This is a genomic window from Staphylococcus sp. ZWU0021, assembly GCF_000798895.1.
Lineage (GTDB): Bacteria > Bacillota > Bacilli > Staphylococcales > Staphylococcaceae > Staphylococcus > Staphylococcus saprophyticus.
The window spans coordinates 63636-77783 of the sequence record NZ_JTLN01000034.1 but is presented as its reverse complement, the minus strand read 5'-3'; the positions used below and the strand labels follow the sequence as shown (position 1 = coordinate 77783).

10 protein-coding genes are annotated in these 14148 nt (G+C 35.0%); 6 read left to right on the top strand and 4 right to left on the bottom strand.

Going from position 1 to position 14148, the window contains the following annotated elements; translation table 11 throughout:
* From mnmG to rpmH, 4 genes are all read right to left on the bottom strand, one after another.
* On the bottom strand, positions 1-1878 hold the full coding sequence (mnmG, locus tag L987_RS12450; protein ID WP_002481959.1) for a tRNA uridine-5-carboxymethylaminomethyl(34) synthesis enzyme MnmG: 1878 nt from the start codon (positions 1876-1878) through the stop codon (positions 1-3).
* Between the two features lie 16 nt (positions 1879-1894).
* A complete protein-coding gene (gene mnmE, locus L987_RS12445) occupies positions 1895-3274 on the bottom strand; it encodes a tRNA uridine-5-carboxymethylaminomethyl(34) synthesis GTPase MnmE (RefSeq protein WP_103301806.1) in 1380 nt (459 codons plus the stop codon).
* Positions 3275-3436: 162 nt separating this feature from the next.
* On the bottom strand, positions 3437-3784 hold the full coding sequence (gene rnpA / locus L987_RS12440; protein ID WP_011304029.1) for a ribonuclease P protein component: 348 nt from the start codon (positions 3782-3784) through the stop codon (positions 3437-3439).
* Between the two features lie 159 nt (positions 3785-3943).
* Entirely contained in the window at positions 3944-4081 is a 138-nt protein-coding gene (rpmH, locus tag L987_RS12435) for a 50S ribosomal protein L34 (RefSeq protein WP_000240855.1), read from the bottom strand.
* Between the two features lie 731 nt (positions 4082-4812).
* On the opposite strand from rpmH, the gene dnaA reads away from it, so the two are divergent.
* The 6 genes from dnaA to gyrA all read left to right on the top strand — a co-directional run bounded on the left by dnaA (position 4813) and on the right by gyrA (position 14138).
* A complete protein-coding gene (gene dnaA, locus L987_RS12430) occupies positions 4813-6180 on the top strand; it encodes a chromosomal replication initiator protein DnaA (RefSeq protein ID WP_047505104.1) in 1368 nt (455 codons plus the stop codon).
* A 247-nt stretch (positions 6181-6427) separates the two neighbouring features.
* A complete protein-coding gene (gene dnaN / locus L987_RS12425; RefSeq protein ID WP_047505101.1) occupies positions 6428-7558 on the top strand; it encodes a DNA polymerase III subunit beta in 1131 nt (376 codons plus the stop codon).
* Between the two features lie 549 nt (positions 7559-8107).
* A complete protein-coding gene (gene yaaA / locus L987_RS12420) occupies positions 8108-8341 on the top strand; it encodes a S4 domain-containing protein YaaA (protein ID WP_171914394.1) in 234 nt (77 codons plus the stop codon).
* Positions 8338-9453, top strand: coding sequence for a DNA replication/repair protein RecF (gene recF / locus L987_RS12415; protein ID WP_011302011.1), 1116 nt, complete (start codon positions 8338-8340; stop codon positions 9451-9453). Before yaaA ends, recF begins: the two co-directional genes overlap by 4 nt.
* 12 nt (positions 9454-9465) lie before the next feature.
* Positions 9466-11400, top strand: coding sequence for a DNA topoisomerase (ATP-hydrolyzing) subunit B (gene gyrB, locus L987_RS12410; RefSeq protein WP_172969227.1), 1935 nt, complete (start codon positions 9466-9468; stop codon positions 11398-11400).
* Between the two features lie 35 nt (positions 11401-11435).
* Positions 11436-14138, top strand: coding sequence for a DNA gyrase subunit A (gyrA, locus tag L987_RS12405; protein WP_047505094.1), 2703 nt, complete (start codon positions 11436-11438; stop codon positions 14136-14138).
* Positions 14139-14148 lie beyond the last annotated feature (10 nt).

Below are 14148 nucleotides of genomic sequence, written 5' to 3'. Positions count from 1 at the left end.
TTAGTTATTCACCCTTTGGATTTTACCTTGTTCAAGATATACAAGTAAAATTGAAATATCGGCTGGATTGACACCAGATATACGTGAAGCTTGTGCAATATTGAGTGGTTTAACTTCTGCTAATTTCTCACGAGCTTCAGTCGCTAAACTATCTACCTTACTATAATCTAGATCTTCTGGAATTTTCTTCTCTTCCATACGTTTAACTTTTTCAACTTGTTGTAAGGATTTATTGATATAACCTTCATATTTAGTTTGAATTTCAACTTGTTCTTCAACGTCTGAAGGCAATTGATGTGATTCATCTAAAATTTCTAGAATTAAATCGTATGTCATTTCAGGACGACGTAATAATTCTAAAGCAAGGATACCGTCTTTCAAACGAGAGCCGCCTTGAGCCTCAATAATCTCTTGCACACGGTCGTTTGGTTTGACACGAATACCATTTAGACGTTCTTGTTCTGCTTTAATCATAGCGCGTTTTTCATTAAAACGTGCATAGCGTTCCTCTGAAATCATACCTAATTCATAACCTAAGTCTGTTAGACGTAAATCAGCGTTGTCATGTCTTAATAATAGACGGTATTCAGCACGAGAAGTCAATAAACGATAAGGTTCGTTTGTACCTTTAGTAATTAAATCATCAATTAATACACCAATATAGGCATCTGAACGACTTAAGATAACTTCATCCTTACCTTGAACACGTGCTGCTGCATTGATACCAGCCATGATACCTTGTCCAGCCGCTTCTTCATAACCTGATGTCCCATTAATTTGGCCAGCAGTGTATAAGTTTTTAATTTTTTTAGTTTCAAGTGTTGGCCATAATTGTGTTGGAACTAACGCATCATACTCGATGGCATAGCCTGCACGCATCATATCTGCTTTTTCTAAACCAGGAATCGTTTCTAACATTTGACGTTGCACATGTTCAGGTAAACTTGTTGATAGACCTTGGACATAAACTTCGTTTGTATTTCTACCTTCTGGTTCTAAGAATAGTTGATGGCGTGGTTTGTCATTGAATCTTACAAATTTATCTTCAATGGATGGGCAATATCTTGGACCAGTACCTTTGATCATACCTGAATACATTGCTGATAAATGTAAGTTATCATCAATCACTTGGTGTGTATCACCATTTGTATAAGTTAACCAACATGGCAATTGATCTAAAATATATTCTGTTGTTTCAAAGCTGAAGGCTCTTCCAACATCATCACCAGGTTGGATTTCCGTTTTAGAATAATCAATCGTTTTGGCATTTACACGTGGTGGTGTACCTGTTTTAAATCTAACGACTTCAAAACCTAATCCTCTTAAGTTATCAGCTAGAGAGATTGAAGGTAATTGATGGTTTGGACCACTTGAATACTTCATGTTACCTAAAATGATTTCACCGCGTAAAAATGTACCTGTTGTAATAATAACTGCCTCTGACCAGTATTCTGTACCGATATTTGTTCTTACACCTTTAATGACATCATCTTCAATAATGAGGTCATCTACCATACCTTGCATGATATCAAGGTTTGCTTCATCTTCAATTACTTTTTTCATTTCTTGTTGATACAAGACTTTATCTGCTTGAGCACGTAATGCTCTTACTGCTGGACCTTTACCAGTATTTAACATACGCATTTGAATGTGCGTTTTATCAATGGTTTTCGCCATTTGACCACCTAATGCATCGATTTCACGTACGACAATACCTTTTGCTGGACCACCCACTGATGGGTTACACGGCATAAAAGCAATATTATCTAGGTTAATCGTCAACATTAACGTTTTGGCACCACGACGTGCTGAAGCTAATCCAGCTTCAATACCAGCATGTCCGGCTCCTATTACTATCACATCATATTCTTGAGCCATTATTATTTCCTCCTTATTATTTTCCTAAACAGAATTGACTAAATAACTGGTCAATTAATTCATCACTTGCAGATTCACCGATAATCTCACCTAAAATTTCCCATGTTCTTGTTAAGTCGATTTGTACCATATCCATCGGTACACCTGATTCTGCTGCATCTATTGCATCTTGAATGGTATTTCTTGCTTGTTTCAATAATGAAATATGTCTTGAATTAGAAACATAAGTCATATCTTGGTTTTGAACATCGCCACCAAAGAATAAATCTCTAATTTGAATTTCTAATTGATCAATGCCTTCTTGTTTGAGCATCGATGTCTGAATCAATGGCATATCGCCAATCATATCTTTGACTTCATCAAGATCTAAATGCTTGTCTAAATCCATCTTATTAACAATAACAATCGCATCTTCATTCTTAATCACTTCATACAACTTACGATCTTCATCTGTTAATCTTTCATTATAATTAAGTACAAATAGTATTAAATCCGCTTCGCCTAAAGCTTTTCTTGATCGCTCTACACCAATACGTTCGACGATATCTTCTGTATCACGTATACCTGCTGTATCGACAAGTCTTAATGGTACACCACGGACATTAACATATTCTTCTAAAGTATCTCTTGTAGTACCAGGCACTTCAGTCACAATGGCTTTATTATCTTGAATGAGGTTATTGAGCATCGATGATTTACCGACATTAGGCTTACCTACGATAACCGTAGAAAGCCCTTCTCTCATAATCTTCCCTTGTGTACCTGTATCGAGTAATTTATTAATTTCTGTTTTAATTTCATTTGATTTCCCTAATAATACCTCTGTAGTCGCATCTTCGACATCATCATATTCTGGGTAATCTATGTTCACTTCGACTTGAGCAAGGATTTCGAGAATGGATTGTCGCTGTCGTTTTATCATATCACTTAAACGACCTTCTATTTGATTCATTGCAACTTTAGACGCACGATCGGTTTTAGAACGAATAAAATCCATCACTGCTTCTGCTTGAGATAAGTCTATTCTGCCATTTAAGAAAGCACGCTTTGTATATTCACCTGGATCAGCCATACGGGCTCCATAGGTCATCGTCAATTCTAGTATTCTATTAATTGTTAAAATGCCACCATGACAGTTAATTTCGACAATATCTTCACGTGTGAACGTCTTTGGTGCACGTAGTACGGAAACCATAACTTCTTCCACCACTTCGTTCGATTCAGGATCAATAATATGACCATAGTTAATCGTGTGAGACGTTACATCTTCAAGTCTTTCTTTACCTTTATAAAGTTTATCTGCAATATCTACAGCATCTACACCTGATAAACGTACAATACCAATTGCACCTTCACCCATTGGTGTTGATATACTCGTTATCGTATCTAAATCCATCATCCATCTCGCCTCCTTTTCGACTTCATTTTTATCATTATAATATTGTAAATAGTTTCCTATTAAAAAGCGAGTATCTTGTTTACCATTTTGTAAAAGTTAGTCTTCGGTTTGTATGAGGTAAGACTTACAGTTGTCTAACATCTTCTTCCCCTTCCCTACTTAAACACGCTTATTAAATACCTTTGCTATTTTGAGTACATGTTCCAAACTCGCTTGTATTTGTAATGTGTCCATATCTTTTGCTGGTTGCCTCGCTATCACAATAATATCCATTGGTAAGATATCTTCTTTATGGATTTTAAAATTTTCGCGAATGGCACGTTTAATTCTATTTCTTACGACTGCATTACCTAACTTTTTAGAAACACTAATACCTAAGCGAAAATGATTCAACGCTTTATTAGGTTGCGTATATATTACAAATTGTCTATTTGCAACTGATTTCCCTTTCTTATAAATAAACTGGAAATCACTATTTTTTTTTATTCGGTAAGCTTTCTCCACCAAGCATCACTCACTTATCATATCTTTTCAATACATATACCAACGAACCTTATGTTTCGTTCTATTCATTCGTTATCATAAATTAATAGTAGAAATCTACGTAATTTTTAGCAATTTTACTTCACTAAAACCAAAAAAAAGACCACTGATGAGTCAGTGATCTTATGCTGATAATACTTTACGGCCTTTACGACGACGACGCGCCAACACTTTACGACCATTTTTTGTGCTCATGCGTTTTCTGAAACCATGAACTTTACTATGTTTACGTTTATTTGGTTGATAAGTACGTTTTACCATGCAAAAACACCTCCATCTTTATTCGGTTCTATACTATTATAATAGATAAATTAATATACGCTTCTGCTTCAAGTCTTGATTTAACTGTTATTAATTTCTAGTCATAATTCAAGCAACTACTACAATATAACAAAATCTATTTTATAAAGCAAGTCTCAATTTAAGTGACTGATTTAAAATATATGAGTTACATCATACACTTCCTTTATTATATTACAATCAAGCATTTACTATGTTTCACTCCAAAAGTGCTTCTGTCTATGCAGATACTCCCCTTTTGCAGCACCCCTGCATTTATCCATTTTGTGTTATACATTTTTCATACAATCTTTATAAATTATTTCCCAAACCCACAAACACCTTAAAATTTGGTATACTGTCTATTACTTAAAGTTATCCACTTATACACAACGCTATACCTCAAATTTGTGGATAAGTATAATGTTATTCACAGAGTTCCTCAGCATTTAAGAACATATTCACACCCATTTGACAGAGGTTGTTGTTAAAAAGTATAATTGTGTGGATAAGTTATGTAGATATTGATTACTACAGGGTTTAAATTAATAAATTATACAACAAAAGCCTGTGTATAAATCACAGTTAGGTAATAGTTATCCACTGATTGTGCGTAACTTGTGGATAATTATCAACAGCCTGTGATTCTTTTTATTTGTACCTGTTGTTTTTGTGTATAACTTTAAAATTTATGAAAGTTGGAGTTTGTTATTATGTCAGAACAAGAAATTTGGGAAAAAGTTCTAACCTTGGCTCAAGAAAAAGTAAGTAGTGCAAGCTACCAAACATTTCTTAAAGATACAAAATTGTTTAAACTGCAGAATGAACAAGCGATTGTAGTTACTGATGACGATTTTGTTGCTAATTGGTTAAAGATGAATTACGCAGAAATTATTAAAGCTGCTTTATATGAAGCAATTGGTCATGAGATAGCACCAGTCTTTTATACTGAAGAAGAGCTAAAAAGCTTACATACAAGTGAGCAAAAAGAAGAAAATCAACCAGAACAACCAGCCAAAAAGTATACGCCAGGCGTTGATGAAGCTGTCATTGGCGGTGAACAGTTCAATACACATAATACGTTTGAAACATTTGTCATTGGACCAGGTAATAGATTCCCTCATGCTGCAAGTCTTGCAGTGGCAGAAGCACCAGCTAAAGCGTATAATCCATTATTTATTTATGGTGGTGTTGGTTTAGGTAAGACCCATCTAATGCATGCGATTGGTCATTATGTATTGGATAACAATCCAGACGCTAAAGTTATTTATACGTCTAGTGAAAAATTTACAAATGAATTTATTAAGTCTATTCGTGATAATAAAACTGAACGTTTTAGGGAAAAATACCGTAATATCGACGTTTTATTAATTGATGATATTCAATTTATTCAAAATAAAGAACAAACTCAAGAAGAATTTTTCCATACATTTAATGAATTACATCAAGCAAATAAGCAAATTGTAATTTCTAGTGATCGACCTCCAAAAGAAATTGCTAAACTAGAAGATCGTTTACGTTCACGTTTCGAATGGGGATTAATCGTAGATATTACGCCGCCTGATTATGAAACAAGAATGGCGATTTTACAGAAGAAAATTGGCGAAGAAAATCTTAACATTCCAACTGAGGCGCTTACTTACATCGCTAATCAAATTCAGTCTAATATTCGTGAACTTGAAGGTGCATTAACACGTGTCTTAGCATTTTCAAAATTACAGGGACAACCCATTACGACTGAGTTAACAGCTGAAGCACTTAAAGATATTATTCAAGCACCTAAATCTAAAAAAATCACGATACAAGATATTCAGAAAATTGTTGGTCAGTATTATAGTGTAAGAATTGAAGATTTTAGCGCTAAAAAACGAACAAAATCCATCGCTTATCCGCGTCAAATTGCAATGTACTTATCACGTGAGTTAACCGATTTTTCATTACCAAAAATTGGTGAAGAGTTTGGCGGTCGTGATCATACAACGGTTATTCATGCACATGAAAAAATAGTTAAAGATATACAAAATGATCCAATTTTTAAACAAGAAGTTGAAAATTTAGAAAAAGAAATAAGAAACCAATAAAATAAACTGTACTATAACAGATTAATCGTAGGTATTTTGAGGAATAGTTAATAGAGGAATTATAAACGTTATTGTGGATAATGTTAAAAAGTCATACACACAGTGCACAAGTTATCCACAGTCTTTAATCGACGTCACTGTTCACTAAAATTAACTTATCCCCTAATCCACAAGCCCTACTACTATTACTACTGTCTTAAAACCTATATAATTTAATATATAAACGACTGGAAGGAGTTTAATAAAGATGGAATTCACAATAAGAAGAGATTATTTTATTAATCAATTAAATGACACACTTAAGGCCATCTCACCAAGAACAACATTACCTATCTTAACTGGTATCAAAATTGAAGTTAAAAACAACGAAGTTATACTAACTGGTTCTGATTCAGAAATCTCAATCGAAATCACTATTCCTAAACAAGTCGATGGTGAAAATATTATTGATATTGCTGAAACCGGATCAGTCGTGCTTCCTGGTCGTTTCTTCGTAGACATTATAAAAAAATTACCAGGTAAAGAAGTTAAACTTTCTACAAATGAACAGTTCCAAACACTTATTACATCTGGACATTCTGAATTTAACTTAAGTGGTTTAGACCCAGATCAATACCCGTTATTGCCACAAGTTTCTCGTGATGATGCGATCCAATTATCAGTTAAAGTGCTTAAAAACGTTATCGCACAGACTAATTTCGCAGTGTCCACCTCAGAAACACGCCCAGTACTTACTGGTGTCAACTGGCTTATACAAGAAAATGAATTAATATGCACAGCTACTGACTCGCACCGCTTGGCTGTAAGAAAGGTAGCATTAGAAGATGACTCAGAAAATAAAAATGTCATCATTCCTGGTAAAGCATTATCTGAGTTAAATAAGATTATGTCAGACAGTGAAGAAGACATCGATATTTTCTTTGCTTCAAATCAAGTGTTATTCAAAGTGGGTAACGTAAACTTTATTTCACGTTTATTAGAAGGTCATTATCCTGATACATCTCGTTTATTCCCAGAGAATTACGAAATTAAATTAGGAATTGATAATGGTGAATTCTATCATGCCATCGATCGTGCATCATTATTAGCACGTGAAGGCGGCAATAATGTCATTAAATTAAGTACAGGTAATGAACTTGTAGAATTATCTTCAACATCACCAGAAATTGGTACGGTAAAAGAAGATGTTAAAGCAAGTAATGTAGATGGTGGCAACCTAAAAATTTCATTCAACTCAAAATATATGATGGATGCTTTAAAAGCCATTGATAACGATGAAGTGGAAGTAGAATTTTTCGGTACAATGAAACCATTTATTTTAAAACCAAAAGATGATGATTCAGTTACACAACTCATCTTACCGATTAGAACGTATTAATCGTATTGTTAAATAGATCAACGCAATAACTTTTCTCATAAAAGTGCAACTTAACAGGAACAAGCCTTTGAAATCTTAGTGATTTCTGGTTTGTTCCTGTTTTTATTTGAAAAAAGAGTCTGAGTTTAAAAGCAGATACTAAGAGATAATTAGAAATTTGCTAATGTTATTAATTAATTTCATGATTAAAGACATTTAAAGGGCAAATATAAGCATTTTGAACATTTTCTTAGGGGAAAATGCTTAAAAGTAATAAAAGTGTCTTAAAACAGCTCTAAATGCAAAATAAATATAGTCCGTATATCATACATAAATTTTTAAGCAGATTAAGGTATTTAGTGAAAATTAATATTATTTGTAAAGAATGCCCATATAATGTATTTATTTTTGATATAATATGACATTATGAAACAACGTTAAAAATAACTTTGAAACTAATTATTTAAAAATAGTTAAAATAAGTTAAAAGAAATCGCTTACTCACTGTATTTTGCATGAAATTTTCCGCAAAAAAAGGTATAATATATAAGTGAGCTTAAAAGAAATGGAGTGATTGATTTGGTTGAAGAGGTAATTGTTGATGGAGACATTACTTTAGGGCAATTTCTAAAGACAGAAGGTATTATCGAATCTGGCGGACAAGCAAAATGGTTCTTACAAGATTTTGATGTCATGATCAATGATGAGCGTGAAACGCGTCGCGGTAAGAAATTAAATCATCGAGATAGCATTGTCATACCAGAAGTCGGTTCATTTTTGATATTACATCAAGGTGAAGAATGAAATTAAAGACACTCCAGTTACAAAATTATCGTAATTATGAGTCGATTTCCTTAAATTGTCATCCCGATGTCAATATATTGATTGGTGAAAATGCCCAAGGGAAGACTAATTTATTAGAATCTATTTATACGTTAGCACTAGCTAAAAGTCACAGAACGTCTAATGACAAAGAACTCATACGTTTCGATAGCGACTATGCTAAAATAGAGGGTGACCTTAGTTATAGATATGGTGAGATGCCTTTAACGATGTACATCACTAAAAAAGGTAAACAAGTCAAAATCAATCACTTAGAACAAAGTAGACTGACCCAGTATATTGGGCACTTGAACGTCGTTTTGTTTGCGCCTGAGGATTTAAATATTGTCAAAGGATCACCGCAGATTAGACGTAGATTTATAGATATGGAACTTGGACAAATCTCAGCAGTATATTTAAATGATTTGTCACAGTATCAACGTATTTTAAAACAAAAGAATAATTATTTGAAGCAACTGCAATATGGACAAAAGACAGACAGCACCATGCTTGAAGTCTTAAACCAACAATTTGCAGAATACGCACTCAAAATTACGCTAAGACGTGAACATTTTATTAATGAACTTGAATCACTAGCGAAACCTATCCATTCTGGGATTACAAATGAACGTGAAACATTGTCTTTAAACTATTTACCTAGTATTAAACTAGAAAATAAAGATAAAAGTGAGACGGAACGCTTAGAGGAAGTCTTAACGATACTTAATGACAATATGGAACGAGAAAAAGATCGAGGTGTGTGTTTATACGGACCTCACAGAGATGATTTAGGTTTTAATGTGAATGGAATGGACGCTCAGACTTATGGCTCGCAAGGTCAACAAAGAACTACTGCACTATCAATCAAACTCGCTGAAATTGAGTTAATGAATATTGAAGTAGGTGAGTATCCAATTCTATTGCTAGATGATGTATTAAGTGAGTTAGATGATTCACGTCAATCTCATTTATTGAGCACTATTCAACATAAAGTGCAGACTTTTGTTACTACGACATCCGTAGACGGTATAGAACATGAAATTATGAAAAACGCTAAACTTTATCGCATTAATCAGGGCGAAATTATAAAGTAATGGAAAGTGAAGGTGGAAGCAGTGTCAGATGTGAACAACACGGAAGATTATGGTGCTGGACAGATTCAGGTATTGGAAGGTCTAGAAGCGGTACGTAAAAGACCAGGTATGTATATTGGTTCAACTTCAGAAAAAGGTTTACACCATCTTGTATGGGAAATTGTCGATAACAGTATCGATGAAGCACTTGCAGGTTATGCCGACACAATTGAAGTTGTAATCGAAAAAGATAATTGGATTAAGGTAACGGATAATGGCCGTGGTATACCTGTTGGCATTCAAGAAAAAATGGGACGTCCTGCAGTTGAGGTTATTCTAACTGTATTACATGCTGGTGGTAAATTCGGTGGCGGCGGTTATAAAGTTTCTGGTGGTTTACATGGTGTAGGTTCATCAGTAGTAAACGCGTTATCAGAAGATCTTGAAGTATACGTGTATAAAGACCGCAAAGTTTATCATCAAGGTTATAAAAAAGGTGTACCTCAATTTGACTTGAAAGTCATTGAAGAAACAGATGATGATAATACAGGTACAGTCATTCGTTTTAAAGCGGATTCTGAAATTTTCACAGAAACGACAACATATCATTATGAAACATTACAACAACGTACAAGAGAGCTTGCGTTCCTAAATAAAGGTATTTCAATTACTTTAAGAGATGAACGTGGTGAAGAAGTTCGTGAAGACACATATCACTATGAAGGTGGTATTAAATCTTATGTTGAAATGCTAAATGAAAACAAACAGCCTTTACATGAAGAACCTATTTACGTGCATCAAAGCAAAGATGATATTGAAGTTGAAATTGCTTTACAATACAACAAAGGTTTTGCAACAAACTTGTTGACGTATGCGAATAATATTCACACATATGAAGGTGGTACACACGAAGAAGGTTTCAAACGTGCACTATCTCGTGTACTTAATAGTTACGGATTAAATAGTAAAATTATCAAAGAAGATAAAGAAAGACTTTCAGGTGAAGACACACGTGAAGGTTTGACAGCAATTGTTTCAATTAAGCACGGTGATCCACAATTTGAAGGACAAACAAAAACAAAATTAGGTAACTCTGAAGTACGTCAAATCGTTGATAAACTATTCTCTGAGTTATTTGAGCGTTTCTTATATGAACATCCTCAAGTAGGCCGTATTGTAGTTGAAAAAGGTATCATGGCTTCACACGCACGCCTTGCTGCGAAAAAAGCACGTGAAGTTACGCGCCGTAAATCAGCATTAGAAATATCAAGCTTACCTGGTAAATTGGCGGATTGCTCTAGTAAAGACCCATCACGTAGTGAAATCTTTATCGTCGAGGGTGACTCTGCCGGTGGGTCTACAAAATCCGGTCGTGATTCAGAAACACAAGCGATATTGCCATTGCGTGGTAAAATCTTGAACGTTGAAAAAGCACGTTTAGATAGAATTTTAAATAATAACGAGATTCGTTCGATGATTACGGCATTTGGTACGGGTATTGGTGGCGAATTTGATTTAAGTAAGGCACGCTATCATAAGATTGTCCTTATGACAGATGCTGATGTCGATGGTGCACATATTAGAACATTGTTATTAACATTCTTCTATCGCTTTATGAGACCATTGTTAGAAGCAGGATATGTGTATATTGCACAACCACCTTTATTCAAACTGACACAAGGTAAACAAAAATACTATGTCTTTAATGAACGTGAATTAGAAAAACTTAAAGCTGAGTTAGAACCAACGCCAAAATGGTCGATTTCACGTTACAAAGGTCTTGGTGAAATGAATGCGGATCAATTATGGGAAACTACCATGAATCCAGAAAATAGAGCCATGTTACAAGTATCATTGGATGATGCGATTGAAGCGGACCAAGTCTTCGAAATGTTAATGGGCGACGTTGTAGAGAACCGTAGACAGTTTATTGAAGATAATGCAGTCTATGCCAACTTAGATTTCTAATACGATGAACTGAATTTTTGAAGGAGGATATCTTGATGGCTGAATTACCTGAATCAAGAATTAATGAACGAAATATAACGAATGAGATGCGCGAGTCATTCTTAGACTATGCAATGAGTGTTATTGTCTCACGTGCTTTACCTGATGTTAGAGATGGTTTGAAACCAGTACATCGACGCATATTGTATGGATTACATGAACAAGGTATGACACCAGACAAGTCATACAAGAAATCTGCGCGTATTGTTGGGGACGTAATGGGTAAATATCACCCACATGGTGACTCATCAATTTATGAAGCAATGGTTAGAATGGCACAAGACTTCAGCTATCGATATCCTTTAGTTGATGGACAAGGTAACTTTGGTTCTATGGATGGCGACGGTGCGGCTGCGATGCGTTATACAGAAGCACGTATGTCTAAGATTACACTTGAATTACTTAGAGATTTAAATAAAGATACCATTGATTTTATCGATAACTATGATGGTAATGAAAGAGAGCCGTCAGTCTTACCTGCTAGATTCCCTAACTTATTAGTTAATGGTGCATCAGGTATCGCTGTTGGTATGGCTACAAATATTCCACCACATAATTTAACAGAGGTCATCAACGGTATTTTAAGTTTAAGTTATAATCCCGATATTACCATTGCTGAATTGATGGAAGATATACAAGGGCCAGACTTCCCGACTGCAGGTATTATCCTTGGAAAGAGTGGGATTCGTCGTGCATTTGAAACAGGTCGAGGATCAATACAATTGCGCTCTCGTGCAGAAATAGAAGAACGTGGTGGCGGTCGTCAACGTATTGTTGTTACAGAAGTACCGTACCAAGTTAACAAAGCACGTATGATAGAAAAGATTGCTGAATTAGCGCGTGATAAGAAAATAGACGGTATCACAGACTTACGCGATGAAACAAGTTTACGTACAGGTGTCCGTGTAGTAATCGATATCCGTAAAGATGCCAACGCGAGTGTTGTCTTAAATAACTTATACAAACAAACACCATTACAAACATCATTTGGTGTAAACATGATTGCCTTAGTTAATGGCAGACCAAAACTTATTTCACTTAAAGATGCCTTAGTTGAATACTTAGAACATCAAAAAGTCGTTGTAAGAAGACGTACCGAATATAATTTGAAAAAAGCTTTAGATCGTGCACATATATTAGAAGGTTTGAGAATTGCGCTTGATCATATTGATGAAATTATCAGAGTTATTCGTGAATCAGATAACGATAAGATTGCCATGGCAAGTTTACAAGAACAATTTAAATTATCTGAACGTCAAGCACAAGCGATTTTAGATATGCGTTTAAGACGTTTAACTGGTTTAGAAAGAGATAAGATTGAAGCTGAATATAATGAACTAATTGCTTATATTGAAGAATTGAAATCTATCCTTGCAGATGAAGAAAAATTATTACAAATTGTTCGTGATGAATTGATTGATGTCCGTGAGCGTTATGGTGATGAACGTAAGACTGAAATCCAACTTGGTGGTTTAGATGACATTGAAGATGAGGATTTAATTCCAGAAGAACAAATTGTGATTACGTTAAGTCATAATAACTACATCAAACGATTACCAGTTTCAACTTATAGAGCACAACACCGTGGTGGTCGTGGTGTTCAAGGTATGAATACGCTAGAAGAAGACTTTGTAAGTCAACTTGTGACGTTAAGTACACATGACAACGTGCTATTCTTTACGAATAAAGGTCGTGTCTATAAACTTAAAGGCTATGAAGTGCCAGAGCTTTCTCGTCAGTCTAAAGGTATTCCAGTAGTTAACGCAATTGAGTTAGACAATGACGAATCGATTAGTACGATGATTGCTGTTAAAGATTTAGAAAGTGAAGAAGATTATTTAGTCTTTGCTACTCAAAAAGGTAGAGTGAAACGTTCTGCCCTAAGTAACTTCTCACATATTAATAAAAACGGTAAAATTGCGATTAGTTTCAAACAGGATGACGAATTGATTGCAGTACGTCTAACTGATGGTGAAACTGATATTCTAATAGGTACATCGCACGCTTCATTAATTCGCTTCCCTGAAACTGCATTGCGTCCACTTGGCCGTACCGCGGCGGGTGTGAAAGGTATTACACTTAGAGAAGACGATAAAGTAGTCGGTTTAGATGTTACAAAAGCCGAAAGCGATGATGAAATACTCGTCGTGACTGAAAATGGTTACGGTAAACGTACACCAGTTGAAGATTACAGATTATCAAACCGTGGTGGTAAAGGTATTAAAACAGCGACTATCACAGAACGTAATGGTAATGTAGTTTGTATCACATCAGTGACTGGTGAAGAAGACTTGATGGTTGTTACAAACTCTGGCGTGATTATCCGTATTGATGTAGAGGATATTTCACAAAACGGCCGTGCAGCACAAGGTGTGAGATTGATTAAATTAGGTGAAAATCAATTCGTATCTACAGTAGCTAAAGTAAATGAGGAAGATGAAGCTGAAACAGAAACTGAAGCAATTGCCTCCGATTCAGAAAATACTGATGCAACTGAACAAATGGCACAAGATTCACAACAAGGTGAAGCTGTGATAGAGGACGATGCACCAGGCAACGCCATTCATACAGAAGTTGAAGATAGTGATGTATCAGATGATGATGATCGTCAAGAAGTACGACAAGACTTTATGGACCGTGTGAATGAAGATATTGATAATGCGGACAACGAAGATAACGAAGATAACGAAGAAGAGTAATTTTATGCGA

What these genes read in the sequence shown, in the direction of transcription:
- dnaA (WP_047505104.1), top strand. Translation starts at nt 4,813, where the DNA reads ATGTCAGAACAAGAAATTTGGGAAAAAGTTCTAACCTTGGCTCAAGAA.
- mnmG (WP_002481959.1), bottom strand. Translation starts at nt 1,878, where the DNA reads ATGGCTCAAGAATATGATGTGATAGTAATAGGAGCCGGACATGCTGGT.
- gyrA (WP_047505094.1), top strand. Translation starts at nt 11,436, where the DNA reads ATGGCTGAATTACCTGAATCAAGAATTAATGAACGAAATATAACGAAT.
- recF (WP_011302011.1), top strand. Translation starts at nt 8,338, where the DNA reads ATGAAATTAAAGACACTCCAGTTACAAAATTATCGTAATTATGAGTCG.
- mnmE (WP_103301806.1), bottom strand. Translation starts at nt 3,274, where the DNA reads ATGGATTTAGATACGATAACGAGTATATCAACACCAATGGGTGAAGGT.
- rpmH (WP_000240855.1), bottom strand. Translation starts at nt 4,081, where the DNA reads ATGGTAAAACGTACTTATCAACCAAATAAACGTAAACATAGTAAAGTT.
- dnaN (WP_047505101.1), top strand. Translation starts at nt 6,428, where the DNA reads ATGGAATTCACAATAAGAAGAGATTATTTTATTAATCAATTAAATGAC.